Raw genomic sequence first — 17,338 nt, 5'->3', positions numbered from 1 at the left:
CTATAATGACCGTAATAATTTATTATTTTCAAAACATTCAAATTTGACGTAGCAGCTTAAGAAGAACTCTCACATACTAGCTAGGTCGAAAAGGGGGACGTTTGTGATGGGAGCGTTAACATGGGTTAATCTTGCCGCCTTTCTACTCGTAACAGGATATGCAGTTTACTTATTCGCTACTCTTGTTATGACACGTGTCGAGTATATCAAGCTTGGTAAAAAAGCAGAATTTGATCACTCGATGAAAGAAAGGCTCGAATCCGTTTGGGTAAACGTGTTCGGACAAAAGAAGTTAATGAAAGATAAGAAGAGCGGAATTATTCACTTAATGTTCTTCTACGGGTTCTTACTTGTACAGCTAGGAGCAATTGATCTAATTTGGAAAGGGCTTGCTGTAGGGTCGCATCTGCCGCTTGGACCGCTTTATCCTTACTTCACTTTCTTCCAAGAAATTGTCGTAGTTATGATCTTAATTGCCGTTGTATGGGCGTTCTACCGTCGTTATGTTGAAAAACTTGTACGCCTGAAGCGCGGCTGGAAATCAGGTCTTGTCCTTATTTTCATCGGCGGGCTGATGACTTCAAAGCTGATCGCAAAAGGGATGGAGATTATCTGGCTAGAAAAATCAATGAGTGGATTTGAACCGATAGCCTCAGGAATTGCTGCTGCATTCAGTTGGCTTTCGCCAGCCGTTGCAGGTGGACTATTCTTTGTTTTCTGGTGGATGCACTTATTGTTCTTATTAACATTCTTAGTGTATGTACCTCAATCAAAACATGCTCACCTTATTGCTGGTCCTGCAAACGTATTCATGGGACGTACGCATAAAGTTGGCCGCCTTTCTTCTATTAACTTTGAAGATGAGTCGCAAGAGCAGTTTGGTAACAACAAGATTGAAGACTTTAACCACAAGCAGTTGCTTGATTTATATGCCTGTGTGGAATGTGGCCGATGTACGAATATGTGCCCGGCAACAGGCACAGGAAAAATGCTTTCACCAATGGATTTGATCGTTAAAATGCGTGATCATTTAACGGAAAAAGGTGCAGCGGTCACATCGAAGTCCGCGTGGCTGCCGGAATTTGCTTTCTCTAATACAAAAGCAAATCAATTAGCGATGCAAGGTGCTGGCGGCGCTGAAGCTGCTGCAGGATATGATGTCAGCTTGATTGGTGACGTTATTACTGAAGAGGAAATCTGGGCTTGTACGACTTGTCGTAACTGTGAAGATCAATGTCCGGTAATGAACGAGCATGTGGATAAAATTATTGATATGCGCCGTTACCTTGTTTTAACAGAAGGAAAAATGGATGCCGATGCACAGCGTGCGATGACAAATATCGAGCGTCAAGGAAACCCTTGGGGCATAAGCCGTAAAGAACGTGAAAACTGGCGCGATGGCCGTGATGATATTCATGTACCGACAGTCAAAGAGATGGAGAAAAAAGGCGAAGAGTTCGAATACCTATTCTTTGCAGGGTCAATGGGTTCATATGATAAACGAAGCCAAAAGATTGCTCAGTCATTTGCGAAAGTGATGAATGAGGCTGGCGTAACATTTGCGATCATTGGTAACAAAGAAAAGAACTCAGGAGATACTCCGCGTCGTTTAGGAAATGAATTCTTATTCCAAGAGCTTGCAACAGCTAATATCGAGCTATTTAATAAGCATAACGTGAAAAAGATTGTCACAATCGATCCTCATGCTTATAACACATTTAAAAATGAGTATCCTGACTTCGGCTTAGATGGTGTGGAAGTTTATCACCATACAGAAGTTCTAGCTGACTTAATCAAAGAAGGCCGCATTAAGCCGACACATGAAGTGAATGAAACGGTTGTGTATCATGACTCTTGTTATCTTGGCCGTTACAACGAAGTATATGAGCCGCCGCGTGAGATCCTTGAAGCGATCCCTGGTGTGAAGCTTGTAGAGATGGAGCGTAATCGTCAAAATGGTATGTGCTGTGGTGCCGGCGGCGGTATGATGTGGATGGAAGAAGATGCTGGCCAGCGTGTCAATGTCGCTCGTACAGAGCAAGCGCTTGAAGTACAGCCATCGATGATCGGAAGCGGATGTCCTTACTGCTTAACGATGCTAAGTGATGGAACAAAGGCGAAAGAAGTCGAAGAAGACGTTCAAACATTAGATATTGTAGAAATTTTAGAAAAATCACTAATTAAGAAGGAAACTGAGTTAGTTCAGTAGAAGTAATAGTGGTGAATTATTGGGAGAGTTGTCGACTCGTGGTTTCCACGGGTCACACTCTTATGTTTTTAGTTTGAATTGAAAGCGCAATCACTTGTTGCGCTTTTTCTCAGAACTCCTACCGAGCGAGCGTTCGGTCAATAAATGACTATGATCTGAAAGGGGATTACCAATGAAAACAGTAATTGTGAGTGGAGCTCGTACACCTTTTGGGAAATTTGGAGGCGCATTAAGCAGCCTTAAAGCAGCGGAATTAGGAGGACTTGTTTTAAAAGAAACATTAGCTCGTGCTAAGTGGAAGGGCGAGAATGTTGATGAAGTCATTTTAGGAAATGTTCTGCAAGCAGGACAGGGTCAAATCCCATCTCGTCAAGCATCCAATTATGCTGAGATTCCGTGGAGTGTTAAAACGGAAACGATCAATAAAGTATGTGCATCAGGCATGAGAAGTGTAACAATGGCTGATCAAATTATCCGTTCTGGTGATGGGGAGGTTATTTTAGCCGGCGGGATGGAGTCAATGAGCAATGCTCCTTATTATGTCCCTAAAGCTAGATGGGGCGCACGTATGGGTAATGCAGAAATGATTGATGGGATGGTATTTGACGGACTTACTTGTTCATTCCGTTCCGTACATATGGGCTCATACGGAAATGGTGTAGCACAGGAGTTAGCGCTGTCGCGCGAGGTGCAGGACGAGTGGTCTGCACGAAGTCATGAAAAAGCACTAAGTGCAATAGAAGCAGGAACATTTGACTCAGAAATTGTGGCTGTACCGGTACCGCAGCGTAAAGGCGAGCCTGTAGTAGTGGAGCGAGATGAAGCTCCTCGTCCTGGCACAACATCTGAAGGGCTGGCTAAGCTTAAGCCTGCATTTGGAAAAGACGGCACGATTACAGCAGGGAATGCACCAGGTGTGAACGACGGAGCAGCAGCAATGCTTCTTATGTCTGATGCGAAGGCAAAAGCAGAAGGTATTGAGCCGCTTGCTACCATTGTGGCGCACCACGCTATTGCCATTGAGCCTGAGAACTTCCCTAAAACACCAGGTCTTGTCATTAATGAGCTGTTAAAGAAAGCTGGCAAAACAGCAAGTGAAATCGATCTATTTGAAATTAACGAGGCTTTTGCAGCGGTGGCTCTTGCCAGTAACCAAATTGCAGAACTAGACCCGAAAAGAGTAAATGTAAATGGCGGGGCGGTTGCACTTGGACATCCAATCGGAGCTAGTGGAGCGCGTATCATCTTAACACTAGCACATGAGTTGAAACGTCGCGGCGGAGGCCTTGGTATAGCAGCGATTTGCAGCGGCGGCGGTCAAGGTGACGCGATTTTAATTGAAGTGAAATAATTCGAAGTGAAATAAATACAGTCAAACTTTAAACGTTTAATAGAGGAGTGGAGAATGAATGGGTATGAAAAAAGTGATGGTGATCGGTGCAGGACAAATGGGATCAGGAATTGCTCAAGTACATGCAATGGCTGGAATTGACGTCATTTTACATGACTTAAAACAAGAGTTTGTTGAACGCGGGATGTCAACGATTCAAAAGAATTTAAATCGCCAAGTTGAAAAAGGCCGCCTACAAGAAGGAGAACGCGATGCGATTCTAGGACGCTTGACACCTTCAACTGACTTACAAAATGCTCAGGATGTGGACCTTGTGATTGAAGCTGCGGTTGAGAATATGGAGATCAAATCTAAGCTTTTTGCTGACCTTGATCAAATTGCACCAGACCATGCGATTCTTGCAACGAATACATCATCGCTTCCGATTACAGAAATTGCAGCAGCAACAAATCGTCCGGAAAAAGTAATCGGCATGCATTTTATGAATCCAGTGCCAGTGATGAAGCTTGTTGAAATCATCCGAGGCCTAGCAACAACAGATGAGGTGTATCAAGCAATTGAAGATCTTTCTCGGACTCTTTCGAAAACACCGGTTGAAGTAAATGACTTCCCAGGGTTCGTTTCAAACCGTATTTTAATGCCGATGATCAATGAAGCGATCTATACGGTATATGAAGGGGTAGCGACACCTGAGGCAGTTGATGAAGTAATGAAGCTTGGTATGAACCACCCAATGGGACCTCTTACGCTTGCTGACTTTATCGGACTTGACACATGCCTCTACATTATGGAAACCCTTCATGATGGATTCGGCGATGATAAGTACCGCCCATGCCCGCTGCTTAGAAAGTATGTCAAAGCAGGCTGGTTAGGGAAGAAGACTGGCAGAGGATTCTACGTTTACGAGTAAGTCATACCAAAGCGAAGCAACCGCTATATAAGAAGATAAACAGCATTACGGAGGTGCAGATATGGATTTACGATTTACAGAAGAACAAGAAATGATGCGCAAAATGGTGCGTGACTTTGCCCAAGAGCAGATTACGCCTTTTATAGAAAAAATGGAAGAAAATGAAACCTTTCCTCGTGAGATCGTCAATAAAATGGGGGAGCTTGGTCTAATGGGGATCCCGATTCCTGAAGAGTACGGCGGGGCTGGAATGGATTTCACTTCTTATATTATTGCGATCAATGAATTATCTAAAGTGAGTGCCACTGTCGGTGTAATCTTATCGGTACACACTTCTGTCGGCACAAATCCGATCCTCTATTTCGGAACAGAAGAACAGAAGCAAAAATATGTTCCAAAGCTTGCGAGCGGGGAGTATTTAGGAGCTTTCGGACTGACAGAGCCTGGTGCAGGGTCTGATGCCGGCAGTTTGAAAACGACCGCGAAAAAAGAAGGCAATGACTATATTTTAAACGGCTCAAAAGTGTTTATCACCAATGGCGGGGAAGCGGATGTGTATATCGTGTTCGCATCAACAGATTCACAGCTTGGAACAAAAGGCATCTCTGCATTCATCGTAGATAAAGACACACCGGGATTTTCTGTTGGAAAAAAGGAAAAGAAAATGGGTCTTCACGGCTCGAACACAACAGAACTTACATTTGAAGATGCGCGCGTACCGGAAGAAAACCTGCTTGGCCAAGAAGGGGAAGGCTTTAAGATAGCGATGTCTAACCTTGATGCCGGACGAATCGGAATCGCAGCGCAGTCTTTAGGAATTGCTGAAGCAGCACTTGAAGCAGCGGTAGGCTATGCAAAAGAACGCAAGCAATTCGGTAAGCCGATCGGGCATCAGCAAGGACTCGGCTTTAAGCTAGCAGATATGGCGACAAAAGTAGAGGGCTCAAAACTATTAGTCTATCGTGCAGCCAAGCTTCGTGAACTTGGTAAAAAGAGCGGCATGGAAGCATCGATGGCGAAACTGTTTGCTTCACGTACGGCAGTAGAAGTATCAATTGAAGCAGTTCAAGTGTACGGCGGCTATGGATATACAAAGGATTACCCAGTAGAGCGTTACTTCCGTGATGCAAAGATTTGTGAGATTTACGAAGGAACAAGTGAAATTCAACGTATCGTTATTGGCAAGCATTTACTAGCAGATTAAAGGGGAGAAAAAAACATGAACTTTCTATTAACTGAAGAACAAGAAATGATCCGTAAAATGGTACGCGACTTTGCAAAAAATGAAGTAGAACCAACAGCTGAAGAGCGTGATGAAGAGGAACGCTTTGACCGTGAGATCTTTGATAAGATGGCTGAGCTTGGACTAACAGGGATTCCGTGGCCTGAAGAGTACGGCGGAATTGGTGCTGACTATGTGAGCTATTGTATTGCCGTTGAAGAATTATCACGCGTCTGTGCTTCAACGGGTGTAACATTATCTGCACATACTTCACTTGCAGGCTGGCCTGTTTATAAATTCGGTACAGAAGAGCAAAAGCAAAAATTCCTTCGTCCAATGGCAGAAGGAAAGAAAATTGGTGCTTACGGCTTAACAGAACCAGGTTCAGGATCTGATGCTGCAAGAATGAAAACAACAGCAATAGAAGATGGCGACCACTATGTGTTAAACGGCTCTAAAATCTTCATTACAAACGGCGGAATTGCAGATATTTATATCGTCTTTGCAGTGACTGACCCCGAAGCTCGCCATAAAGGAACGACGGCATTCATCGTTGAAGCAGATACACCAGGATTCTCTGTAGGAAAGAAAGAGAAGAAGCTCGGAATCCGCTCATCTCCTACAACGGAAATTATTTTCGAAGACTGCCGCGTACCAAAAGAAAATATGCTTGGCAAAGAGGGCGAAGGATTTAAAGTAGCGATGATGACGCTAGATGGCGGTCGTAACGGAATTGCTGCTCAAGCAGTTGGAATTGCGCAAGGTGCCCTTGATGCTGCAGTAGGCTATGCAAAAGAGCGTAAGCAATTTGGTAAGCCGATCGGCGCACAGCAAGGAATCGGATTCAAGCTTGCTGATATGGCAACAAAAATTGAAGCTAGCCGACTATTAACGTATCAAGCAGCATGGAGAGAAAGCGAAGGCGTTTCATACGGCAAGGAATCTGCGATGTCTAAATTATTTGCTGGAGATACAGCAATGGATGTAACGGTCGAAGCGGTTCAAGTATTCGGCGGTTACGGCTATACAAAAGATTATCCAGTAGAACGTTATATGCGTGACGCGAAGATTACACAGATCTATGAAGGAACAAATGAAATTCAACGACTTGTAATTTCTAAAATGTTGTTAGCAGACTAATCAACATAAATGATAGATCGTAGCTTCAATTTCTAGTATGCTAATAAGTACGAAAAAGGAGTCTCATATGCAGCGAGTGATGTTGGCTTGCTGCTAGTGAGGCACGTTGGCATCTAGAGACGGAAATACGATTAAAAGGAAGTAGGTTGAATAGTTTGAAGAAAAAAGCAGTGCCATCCATGGTAAAGGATCAGCAGTTAGTAAAAAAACGCCGCGAGCAGATGGTGAAGGGCGCCGTACGCCTCTTCATTGAAAAAGGGTTCCACCGCACAACAACAAGAGAAATTGCTAAAGAATCTGGATTCAGCATTGGAACGCTTTATGAGTACATTGGTTCAAAGGAGGATGTCCTCTACCTTGTATGTGATGCGATCTATGAAGAAGTTCGTGATCAGCTTGTTTCACAGCTAGATACCGAAGCTGTCGGTATTGACCGTGTGAAAAAGGCAATTGCCGCTTACTTCCGTGTAATTGATCACCTGCAAGATGAAGTGCTTGTCATGTATCAAGAGGCAAAATCTCTTCCTAAAGAAGCATTAATGTACGTTCTTCAAAAAGAAGTAGAAATGACGAAGATGTTTGAAGACATTATTCGTGATTACGTGGCTGAATATCGTATTGATCTTAGTGAAGAAGAGATCAAGCTGATGAGCCACAATATTTTAGTGCAAGGACATATGTGGACGTTCAGACGCTGGGCCATCCGCAGACTCTACACCTTAGAAGAATACACAAAGCTTCAAAGTGAGCAATTACTTTCCCCGCTTACAACCGTCTCTAATTAAAAGGAGGAAGTTTGATGTCAACAACTCAATCATATAAACCAACGAATCATGTGCGTTTCGTAACGGCTTCAAGTTTATTTGACGGCCACGATGCTTCAATTAATATTATGCGCCGTATACTGCAGGCAAGCGGAGCTGAGGTTATCCATCTTGGGCATAACCGCTCTGTTGAAGAGATTGTAAACGCTGCCATTCAAGAGGATGTCCAAGGAATTGCGATTTCGTCTTATCAAGGCGGACATGTTGAGTTCTTCAAATATTGCTATGATCTTTTAAATGAAAAAGGTGCCGGCCATATCCGTATTTACGGAGGCGGGGGCGGGGTTATTACACCTCCTGAGATCCGTGAGCTGCATGAGTACGGTATTGCCCGCATTTTCTCACCAGATGACGGCCGTGAGCATGGCCTTCAAGGAATGATTGATCAAATGCTCAAAGAGTGTGACTTCCCTACAGTAGAACAAGTGTCAGAGGAGCTAACTTCTTTAAAAGAGAAAAACGCACGTGCCGTTGCTCGATGTATTTCTTATGCTGAATTGCATGCTGAAGCGAAAAAAGAAGTGGCAGCAACGCTTGAGGAAACGCTTGATCAATTAAAGCAAATGACAAACAACGTACCGGTTTTAGGAATCACAGGAACAGGCGGAGCTGGGAAAAGCTCGTTAACAGATGAACTTGTACGCCGCTTTTTGAACGAATTTTCCGACAAAACCGTAGCGATTCTATCTGTTGACCCAACGAAACAAAAAACAGGCGGTGCGCTCTTAGGTGACCGTATCCGTATGAACTCAATTCATAATTCACGTGTATTTATGCGCAGTTTAGCTACACGTAACTCTAGAAAAGAGATTTCTGACAGTATTCGTGATGCAATTGATGTCGCAAAAGCAGCCGGCTACGATCTTGTTATTGTTGAAACGAGCGGAATCGGGCAAGGGGATGCTGAGATCACGGAAGTATCAGATGTATCTTTATATGTCATGACAAGTGAGTACGGGGCCCCGTCACAGCTTGAGAAAATTGATATGATTGACTTTGCTGATGTGATTGCGATTAATAAATTTGACCGTAAAGGTTCAGAAGATGCTCTTCGTCATGTACGTAAGCAGTACCAGCGCAGCCGTACTCGTTTTGAAGAGGCACTTGATGCGATGCCTGTTTTCGGTACGATTGCTAGTCAGTTTAATGACATTGGCACAAACACGTTATTCAAAGCATTAATGGATACGTTAAATGAGAAGTGCGGTACAGACTTCCACACAAATATTGAAACGAGTAAAGATGTCATCAAGCAAAATGTCATCATCCCGCCAGAGCAAACGCAACACCTACGTGATATTGTTCTATCCGTAAGACAATATAAAAAGCTGACTGATGAGCAAGTGGAGATTGCTCGCAAAATCTATCAGGTGACTGGAACAATTGAAGCGCTTGAGAAGCATGGTGAGGCAAGTGAGGACGTTCTTGCTCAATTAACGAAAACGAAAGAAGCATACGCACAGAAGCTCCACCCAGCATGTAAATCGATTCTTGATAACTGGGATTCACTAAAAGAATCTTACAGCGGAGACACATTCGTAACAAAAATCCGTGATAAAGAAATCGTGACAGAGCTTACGACGGAAAGCTTATCTGGTCTGAAAATTCCTAAAGTAGCTCTTCCGAAGTTTGAAGACTGGGGCGAAATTCTGCGCTGGTCAATGGAAGAGAACGTACCAGGTGCCTTCCCTTATACGGCAGGAGTATTCCCATTCAAACGTAAAGGTGAAGATCCTAAGCGTCAATTTGCCGGCGAAGGAACGCCTGAGCGTACAAACCGCCGCTTCCACTACTTATCAAAAGATGACGAGGCGAAGCGTTTAAGTACGGCTTTTGACTCGGTAACTCTTTACGGAGAAGACCCGGATTACCGCCCTGATATTTACGGAAAAGTCGGGGAGAGCGGTGTAAGCATTTGTACGCTTGAGGATATGAGAAAGCTTTATGATGGCTTTGATCTATGTGCACCGTCTACATCTGTATCGATGACAATTAATGGACCGGCACCGATCATCTTAGCTATGTTCATGAATACAGCGATTGAGCAGCAGCTTGAGAAATTTAAAGAAGAAAACGGCCGTGAACCTAATGCGGAAGAATATGCAGATGTTAAAGCTCGTACGCTTCAAACGGTTCGTGGAACGGTTCAAGCCGATATTTTAAAAGAAGATCAAGGTCAAAATACGTGCATCTTCTCAACGGAATTCGCCCTTCGTATGATGGGGGATATCCAGCAGTACTTCATTGATCACGAAGTTCGTAACTACTATTCTGTATCCATTTCTGGCTACCATATCGCAGAAGCGGGTGCAAACCCAATCAGTCAGCTGGCATTTACGCTGGCAAACGGGTTCACGTATGTAGAATACTACTTAAGCCGCGGCATGGATATTAATAAATTTGCACCAAATCTATCATTCTTCTTCAGCAACGGTCTTGACCCTGAATATACAGTAATCGGCCGAGTGGCTCGTCGTATTTGGTCAACGGTCATGAAGAATAAATACGAAGCAAACGAGCGCAGCCAGAAGCTTAAGTATCATGTTCAAACATCAGGACGCTCGCTTCACGCACAAGAAATTGACTTTAATGATATCCGTACAACGCTTCAAGCTTTAATGGCGATCTATGATAACTGTAACTCGCTTCATACAAATGCGTTTGATGAGGCAATCACAACCCCGACTGAGCAATCAGTCCGCCGTGCGATGGCAATTCAAATGATTATTACAAAAGAGCTAGGTCTAGCTAAAAATGAGAACTCACTACAAGGGTCATACATTATTGAGCAGTTAACAGACCTAGTAGAAGAAGCGGTGCTGCAAGAGCTAGAGCGCATTAATGACCGCGGCGGCGTACTTGGCGCAATGGAGACACAATATCAACGCAGCAAAATTCAAGAAGAGTCAATGCACTACGAAATGAAGAAGCACACAGGCGAGCTTCCGATTATCGGTGTAAACACGTACATGAATCCAAACGAGAACACAGAAGAAGAGTTCAACATGGAGCTTGCACGAGCAACAAAAGAAGAAAAAGAGCAGCAAATCACAAACCTGCGTGCCTTCCAAGAAAAGCACCAAGACAAAGCACCAGAAGCTCTAAAACGCCTGCAAGAAACAGCAATCACTGGCGGCAACATCTTCGAAGAACTAATCGAAACCGTCAAAGTAGCCAGCCTAGGCCAAATCACAGGCGCCCTCTACCAAGTAGGCGGACAGTATAGAAGGAATATGTAGAGAGAAAGGCTGAGGCGACTGTTCTGGCATGCGGAAAAATAAGGGGGAGCGATTTGAAGTCGTTTTTTGACTTCAATCGATGCACCGTTTTTTCCCGCAGGGCAAGGAGCCGAAGCTAGACAAGAAAAGCTGAGGCGACTGTTCTGGCATCCCTGCACCCGCTGAACGGCGCAATTATGCATCGAACAGACGCAATCCGCATATGAAGGAACGCAATTACGCCACAAACAGGCGCAATCAACTTCATTGGACGCAATTGTGCTCTGAATGGAAGCAATAACTCGAACCTTCGGCGCATATCAGCGGGAGACTGACGCATATATATTCTCAATCGGCGCAATTGAACAAGCAGCCCTTGCGCCGGCCCTCATAGCAAGCGCTCAGTCAACAAGGCGAATCACTCAAAAAGGCAGTCAGCAGACTGTCTTTTTGTTCATTTTCATTCTATTAAAATGTCTCTCATACTTTTTCGTCTTCAATCTAGCATATTTATATGAAATGTGTTTATAATGAAAGGTATGAACTTTATGCCAATATTTAATAAGCAATAGATGCAAGAAATGCTGAAAGGACGTGCTTACGTTGAACCTACGCGAGATGGAAAAGGAAGAGATCCAAGAGCTGTCAATGGTTGAAGTCGCTTATGCTTTAATGAAAGAAAAGCGCCAGCCTTATTATTTCACTGATTTAGTTAAAGAGATTTCAGAAATTAAGGGAATGAAAAAAGCTGAAGTGAATCAGCGTATGTCATTTTTGTATACGGATTTAAACATCGATGGCCGCTTTTTAACGCTTGGTGATAACAACTGGGGCCTTAAAAGCTGGTACCCTCATGAGCAATCAGAAGAAGAGATTACTTCACCAGTTAATCCTCGTAAAAAAGCAAAGAGTGACGATGAGGATTTAGACGATGATCTAGAAGTTTTTGACGATGAGTTTGAAGACTTAGAGGACGAGCTAGATGAGATCTCTAATGAAGAAGATGCAGATGATGACGATGAAGAAGATGCTGACTTCACTGACAAAGAAGATCTCGATACGGACTTTGATGATGATGAAGAGGTAGAAGAGGACGAAGAACGTTAATTGCATTTTCAGTCTTTTTAACAGAGGCTTGACTTCTGTCTCTGAACTAGGTAGAATCATTTTTGGGCTTTATTAAAAGCAAATGCATATTTTATAACCAAAACAAAAGTGCGCCCCCTATTTAGGGTGAGCTGTCGCTTTTGTTTTTTTTATTTTATTGACCTTTTTAGGGGAAAATACATTTTGATGAAAAGTAGAGGAGTCGATCGCATGGCAACAAAGTATATTTTTGTTACAGGTGGCGTAGTGTCATCACTTGGTAAAGGAATTACGGCCGCTTCATTAGGACGTTTATTAAAAAATCGCGGGTTAAAGGTGACGATCCAAAAATTTGACCCATACATTAACGTTGACCCAGGAACAATGAGTCCTTATCAGCACGGGGAAGTTTTCGTCACAGATGATGGCGCTGAAACAGATCTTGATCTTGGTCACTATGAGCGTTTTATTGATATTAATTTAAGCCAAAACAGCAACGTAACTACTGGTAAAATCTACTCTACTGTTCTGAAAAAAGAGCGTCGCGGGGATTATCTAGGCGGTACGGTTCAAGTTATTCCACATGTGACAAATGAAATTAAAGAACGTGTTTTCCGTGCAGGCCGCGAAACAAATGCTGATGTCGTGATCACTGAGATCGGCGGAACAGTTGGTGATATTGAGAGCTTGCCTTTCCTAGAAGCCATTCGCCAAATTAAAAGCGATATCGGTATGGATAATGTAATGTATGTTCACTGTACATTAATCCCATATCTTGCTGCAGCGGGAGAAATGAAGTCTAAACCGACTCAGCACAGTGTAAAAGAGCTCCGCAGTCTAGGTATCCAGCCAAACGTTATCGTGGTTCGTACAGAAAAGCCAGTTCCACAAGATATGAAAGAAAAAATTGCGTTATTCTGTGACATTAACAAGGATTCGGTAATTGAAGCGCGCGATGCCGAAACTCTTTATCAAGTGCCGCTTGAGCTTCAAGCACAAAACTTTGACCAAATTGTATGCGATCACCTGAAACTTGATACAAAACAAGCTGAAATGACAGAGTGGACATCTCTTGTTGAAAAAGTACAAAATTTATCAAGCAAAGTGAAAATTGCTCTGGTTGGTAAATACGTAGCTCTTCCGGATGCATATCTTTCAGTAGCAGAAGCACTTCGTCATGCTGGCTATGCATATGACGCTGACCTTGAAATTGACTGGGTTGATGCTGAAAAAGTAACGGATGAAAACGTGGAGAGCTTATTAAAAGATTCAGATGGAATTTTAGTTCCTGGTGGCTTTGGTGACCGTGGAATTGAAGGGAAAATCTCTGCGATTAAATATGCTCGTGAAAACCATGTTCCATTCTTAGGTATCTGCCTAGGAATGCAGCTGGCAACTGTTGAATTTGCCCGTCACGTTCTAGGACTTGAAGATGCAAACTCTGCAGAATTAAACCCAGCAACACCATATCCAATTATCGATCTTCTTCCTGAGCAGAAAGATGTAGAAGATCTGGGCGGAACGCTTCGCCTTGGTTTATACCCTTGTAAACTTGTGGATGGATCTCTTGCACAAGCAGCATACGGAGAGCAAGTCGTATACGAGCGTCACCGTCATCGTTATGAGTTCAACAACGAATACCGTGAGCAAATGGAGAAAGCAGGATTCACGTTCTCTGGGACAAGCCCAGACGGCCGTTTAGTGGAGATTGTCGAGCTTGAAGACCACCCGTACTTCATCGCATCTCAGTTCCACCCAGAATTCGTCTCTCGCCCAACACGCCCACAGCCGCTATTCCGCGACTTCATTGGTGCATCGTTAAAGAAATAATACAAAAAAGGTTTGCCCGCTGATTGGGCAAACCTTTTTCTTATGCTGTTTTGGGTGTGAAGTTGTGCAACCGGCGCAATCATCGGCTGAAGCGACGCAATCCATATTTGAACGGAAGCAATTACGAGCCAGAGTGACGCATTAATAGTCAACCCGCGCAATAACAGTGGGAAGCGACGCATATCCATCGCGAACCGGCGCAATAACCGCCTCAACTGACGCAATCGCACCTCACCACTAACGCCACGAACCTTTTTAATACTCGCTCATAATCTCCTTAACTGTAAGCATGATACAGAAGTACGTGTAAAGTCCGATAATTGAAGTAGGGTAGCCGCTGCGGTTACCTTCTTCATCAGGGACTAAGCCGATATCACTTTCAAAATCAATATGAAGATCAGCTAGAGAGAAAGATGCGTCTTGCTCGTCATGAAAATTAGAGACAGAGGCAAATGGAACGCCCTGGATATGAAGCTTTGTCGCCATTCGGCATGCTTCACCGTCATTTGTAAAAGGGGCGAAAAGTAAAACGCGGTCAGCCGGTGTAAGCTCGCTTAAGTTATCTTGAGTAAGCGGCTTAATCCTTTCATCACGGTCTGTGCCGTACTCTGCTTCTGCTGTAACACCGCGAAGTTCACGGCATCCGTATACATATATAGTACCTTCGCCAACTAAAGCTTGCGCTAAAAGGCGGGCAGCATCTTCAAATTCTTCTTCTTTTTCACGAACCGCCTTAACTCGGCCCATTAATTGAGTAGTGAAAATAGGGATCATCTTGGTTACTCCTTTTTCTCATTAAAGTCTACGTGCATTATAGCGTACCCCAATCAATGAGGAAAGAGAAAAAACGCTTGAATCAAAACGCTTAAATCGACATGGTTCGAGGATCTTGTCGGATAATATTTTGTAAGATGTTAGCTCTTTTGCAGGAATTAAGGCACAGGCAGCCGAACTTATTGTAAGATAAGAGAAACGAGAGACTCATTTTGGGTAGAATGAGTCCTTTTATTGTGGGAGTCCGGACGTGAGGACATAACAATTAAGGAGGCAGGGTATGCATAAAGTATTAGTTGTAGATGATCAGTATGGCATTCGTGTGTTATTAAGTGAGATCCTTCAAAAGGATGGGTACCAATTGTACCAAGCGGCAAATGGGGTGCAAGCACTAAAAGTAGTAGAAGAAGAGTCACCTGATCTAGTGCTGCTTGATATGAAGATCCCTGGCATGGACGGGCTTGAGATTCTTCGCCGTATTAAAGAAAAGCATGAGGAAGTACAAGTGATCATGATGACAGCATACGGTGAGCTGAATTTAATTAATGAAGCGATGCAGCTTGGAGCGATTACTCATTTTGCCAAACCATTCGATATTGATGATGTGAGAAAAGTGATTAAAGACCACTTAGTTACCTCATAAAAGAGTTCTATATAAAAGGAAGCGTTTACTTATAAAAACTTGTCGATTCTCCTTTGCAAAAGGGTGTAATTCCTGGTGAGTATGCTATAATGAACACGTTCAAACTAAACGAGCGGAAAAAACAAGATCTCATATACATACCCGATTGGGTGCATGCTCAATTGGATAGTAATTGTTGTATTCGGGAATCTTGATAATGGATATGGTGTAGTATGCTCGCTTAGACGGACACAGATATCTATGAATGCTCACACATAAAGGAGGATGTACGATGCCTTTAGTTTCAATGAAAGACATGCTTAATAAAGCAAAGGCGGAAGGCTACGCTGTTGGCCAATTTAACTTAAACAACCTTGAGTTCACTCAAGCGATCCTGCAAGCTGCACAAGAAGAGAACTCTCCAGTAATCTGTGGTGTATCAGAAGGTGCTGCACGTTACATGGGCGGCTTCAAGACTGTTGTGAAAATGGTTGAATCACTTATGGAAGAGTACAATGTGACAGTTCCTGTAGCGATTCACTTAGATCACGGTTCAAGCTTTGAAAAATGTGTTGAGGCGATCCATGCAGGATTCACATCTGTAATGATTGATGGCTCTCACTATCCACTAGAAGAAAACATCGCGCTTACTAAGCGTGTAGTTGATGTTGCACATGCTCTTGGAGTTTCTGTTGAAGCTGAGCTTGGCCGCATTGGTGGACAAGAAGATGACCTAATCGTTGATGATGCTGAAGCAGCATATGCGATTCCATCTGAGTGTAAAGAGCTAGTTGAAGCAACAGGTGTTGACTGCTTTGCACCAGCACTAGGTTCAGTACACGGCCCTTATAAAGGTGAGCCAAACCTTGGTTTCGATCACATGAAAGAAATCGATGGTTTAGTTGGTATTCCGCTTGTACTTCACGGCGGAACAGGTATCCCAACAAAAGATGTTCAAAAAGCAATTGAATTTGGACATGCTAAAATCAATGTAAATACAGAAAGCCAAATTGCTTCTGCTAAAGCGGTTCGTGAAACACTAGCTGCTAAGCCAAACGAGTACGATCCACGTAAATTCTTAGGACCAGCTCGTGAAGCAATTAAAGAAACAGTTCAAGGCAAAATGCGTGAGTTTGGTTCTTCAAACAAAGCATAATAAATAGGTTCAGTCGTTAAAAGCAGTTCACTTGAGCTGCTTTTAACGTCATTTTAAAGACTAATTTCGTCAAAACCTGTCAAATTTTTATTAAACTAATAACGGTTGTATTACTCGATATTTTTTTACTATAATCAGTAAGCGATTACAAGTCAGATAAGTAATTCTAATAGCGTTTACATAGAGCGCATATACTTTTTCCTTGAGGTGATGAGCATGAAATTTTTTATTGATACTGCAAACATAGATGATATTCGTGAAGCAAAAGAGCTTGGTATTTTAGCAGGTGTGACTACAAACCCGTCACTTGTTGCTAAAGAAGGAGTAGACTTTCACGACCGTCTTCGCGAAATTACTGATATCGTATCAGATTCAGTAAGTGCAGAAGTGATTGCACTAGATGCAGAAGGAATGATTAAAGAAGGGAAGGAACTTGCTGCTATCGCACCGAATATTACAGTGAAGGTTCCAATGACAACAGAAGGTCTGAAGGCTGTTCATGCTTTCTCTGAGCTTAATATTAAAACGAATGTCACACTTGTTTTCTCTGCTGTTCAAGCATTGCTTGCTGCTAGAGCAGGTGCGACGTATGTATCTCCTTTCCTTGGAAGACTTGATGATATCGGACACGACGGATTAAACTTAATTTCTCAAATTGCTGATATATTTGATGTTCATAATATTCCTACAGAAATTATTGCAGCATCTGTACGCCATCCGGTCCATGTAACAGAAGCGGCAGCGCGCGGTGCGCATATTGCAACAATTCCCTTTAATGTGATCAAGCAGCTGACAAAGCATCCGTTAACAGATCAAGGAATTGAAAAGTTTTTAGCAGATTGGAATAATCGCTAATTCACAACAGGCCTGCTTTTCGTGACATCAAACGGTATAAATCGTTAAAATGTGACAACTCACTTCGTTACTTTTTCCTATCTTTGGGTATAATGGATACAAACGTAACTATACGTCTATCTAGTAATCGTGAGTATGGTT

The 17,338-nt window shown here is 43.0% G+C and carries 13 protein-coding genes; 12 read left to right on the top strand and 1 reads right to left on the bottom strand.

What is annotated here, in order from left to right:
* Positions 1–106 precede the first annotated feature (106 nt).
* The 9 genes from BPOF4_RS18325 to BPOF4_RS18285 all read left to right on the top strand — a co-directional run bounded on the left by BPOF4_RS18325 (position 107) and on the right by BPOF4_RS18285 (position 13,790).
* Positions 107–2,209, top strand: coding sequence for a (Fe-S)-binding protein (locus tag BPOF4_RS18325; protein ID WP_012960744.1), 2,103 nt, complete (start codon positions 107–109; stop codon positions 2,207–2,209).
* Positions 2,210–2,381: 172 nt separating this feature from the next.
* On the top strand, positions 2,382–3,560 hold the full coding sequence (locus BPOF4_RS18320; protein ID WP_012960743.1) for an acetyl-CoA C-acetyltransferase: 1,179 nt from the start codon (positions 2,382–2,384) through the stop codon (positions 3,558–3,560).
* A 58-nt stretch (positions 3,561–3,618) separates the two neighbouring features.
* A complete protein-coding gene (locus BPOF4_RS18315; RefSeq protein WP_012960742.1) occupies positions 3,619–4,470 on the top strand; it encodes a 3-hydroxybutyryl-CoA dehydrogenase in 852 nt (283 codons plus the stop codon).
* Between the two features lie 61 nt (positions 4,471–4,531).
* Positions 4,532–5,674, top strand: a complete 1,143-nt coding sequence (locus BPOF4_RS18310; protein WP_012960741.1) for an acyl-CoA dehydrogenase — start codon at positions 4,532–4,534, stop codon at positions 5,672–5,674.
* A 15-nt stretch (positions 5,675–5,689) separates the two neighbouring features.
* Positions 5,690–6,832 carry an acyl-CoA dehydrogenase gene (locus BPOF4_RS18305; protein ID WP_012960740.1) on the top strand — a complete coding sequence of 381 codons (1,143 nt, stop codon included), beginning with the start codon at positions 5,690–5,692 and terminating at the stop codon, positions 6,830–6,832.
* A 155-nt stretch (positions 6,833–6,987) separates the two neighbouring features.
* On the top strand, positions 6,988–7,617 hold the full coding sequence (locus BPOF4_RS18300) for a TetR/AcrR family transcriptional regulator (protein ID WP_012960739.1): 630 nt from the start codon (positions 6,988–6,990) through the stop codon (positions 7,615–7,617).
* A 14-nt stretch (positions 7,618–7,631) separates the two neighbouring features.
* A complete protein-coding gene (icmF, locus tag BPOF4_RS18295) occupies positions 7,632–10,895 on the top strand; it encodes a fused isobutyryl-CoA mutase/GTPase IcmF (protein WP_012960738.1) in 3,264 nt (1,087 codons plus the stop codon).
* A gap of 582 nt (positions 10,896–11,477) precedes the next feature.
* The gene (gene rpoE / locus BPOF4_RS18290) at positions 11,478–11,981 is read left to right on the top strand and encodes a DNA-directed RNA polymerase subunit delta (protein WP_012960737.1); all 504 of its coding nucleotides are present in this window, start codon (positions 11,478–11,480) and stop codon (positions 11,979–11,981) included.
* Positions 11,982–12,191: 210 nt separating this feature from the next.
* Entirely contained in the window at positions 12,192–13,790 is a 1,599-nt protein-coding gene (locus BPOF4_RS18285; RefSeq protein WP_012960736.1) for a CTP synthase, read from the top strand.
* A 255-nt stretch (positions 13,791–14,045) separates the two neighbouring features.
* Here BPOF4_RS18285 and BPOF4_RS18280 read toward each other — a convergent pair whose 3' ends face one another.
* On the bottom strand, positions 14,046–14,564 hold the full coding sequence (locus BPOF4_RS18280; protein ID WP_012960735.1) for a DUF2529 domain-containing protein: 519 nt from the start codon (positions 14,562–14,564) through the stop codon (positions 14,046–14,048).
* 280 nt (positions 14,565–14,844) lie between these two features.
* Between BPOF4_RS18280 and BPOF4_RS18275 the strand changes: the two genes are divergently transcribed.
* The 3 genes from BPOF4_RS18275 (at position 14,845) to fsa (ending at position 17,197) form a co-directional block, all read left to right on the top strand.
* A complete protein-coding gene (locus BPOF4_RS18275; protein ID WP_012960734.1) occupies positions 14,845–15,207 on the top strand; it encodes a response regulator in 363 nt (120 codons plus the stop codon).
* A 271-nt stretch (positions 15,208–15,478) separates the two neighbouring features.
* Entirely contained in the window at positions 15,479–16,342 is an 864-nt protein-coding gene (locus tag BPOF4_RS18270; RefSeq protein ID WP_012960733.1) for a class II fructose-bisphosphate aldolase, read from the top strand.
* 216 nt (positions 16,343–16,558) lie between these two features.
* Positions 16,559–17,197: a fructose-6-phosphate aldolase gene (gene fsa, locus BPOF4_RS18265; RefSeq protein WP_012960732.1), complete on the top strand. Its 639-nt coding sequence runs from the start codon at positions 16,559–16,561 to the stop codon at positions 17,195–17,197.
* The last annotated feature ends 141 nt before the right edge of the window (positions 17,198–17,338 follow it).

It is taken from the genome of Alkalihalophilus pseudofirmus OF4 (genome assembly GCF_000005825.2).
Taxonomy (GTDB): Bacteria; Bacillota; Bacilli; order Bacillales; family Bacillaceae_D; genus Alkalihalophilus; species Alkalihalophilus pseudofirmus.
Note: the sequence above shows the minus strand (reverse complement) of the source record. Positions and strands in the feature narration are given on the sequence as shown.

Excerpts from the sequence above, each read along its gene's own strand:
- BPOF4_RS18325 (WP_012960744.1), top strand. The coding sequence starts at position 107 with ATGGGAGCGTTAACATGGGTTAATCTTGCCGCCTTTCTACTCGTAACA.
- BPOF4_RS18320 (WP_012960743.1), top strand. The coding sequence starts at position 2,382 with ATGAAAACAGTAATTGTGAGTGGAGCTCGTACACCTTTTGGGAAATTT.
- BPOF4_RS18315 (WP_012960742.1), top strand. The coding sequence starts at position 3,619 with ATGGGTATGAAAAAAGTGATGGTGATCGGTGCAGGACAAATGGGATCA.
- BPOF4_RS18310 (WP_012960741.1), top strand. The coding sequence starts at position 4,532 with ATGGATTTACGATTTACAGAAGAACAAGAAATGATGCGCAAAATGGTG.
- BPOF4_RS18305 (WP_012960740.1), top strand. The coding sequence starts at position 5,690 with ATGAACTTTCTATTAACTGAAGAACAAGAAATGATCCGTAAAATGGTA.
- icmF (WP_012960738.1), top strand. The coding sequence starts at position 7,632 with ATGTCAACAACTCAATCATATAAACCAACGAATCATGTGCGTTTCGTA.
- BPOF4_RS18285 (WP_012960736.1), top strand. The coding sequence starts at position 12,192 with ATGGCAACAAAGTATATTTTTGTTACAGGTGGCGTAGTGTCATCACTT.
- BPOF4_RS18280 (WP_012960735.1), bottom strand. The coding sequence starts at position 14,564 with ATGATCCCTATTTTCACTACTCAATTAATGGGCCGAGTTAAGGCGGTT.
- BPOF4_RS18275 (WP_012960734.1), top strand. The coding sequence starts at position 14,845 with ATGCATAAAGTATTAGTTGTAGATGATCAGTATGGCATTCGTGTGTTA.
- BPOF4_RS18270 (WP_012960733.1), top strand. The coding sequence starts at position 15,479 with ATGCCTTTAGTTTCAATGAAAGACATGCTTAATAAAGCAAAGGCGGAA.
- fsa (WP_012960732.1), top strand. The coding sequence starts at position 16,559 with ATGAAATTTTTTATTGATACTGCAAACATAGATGATATTCGTGAAGCA.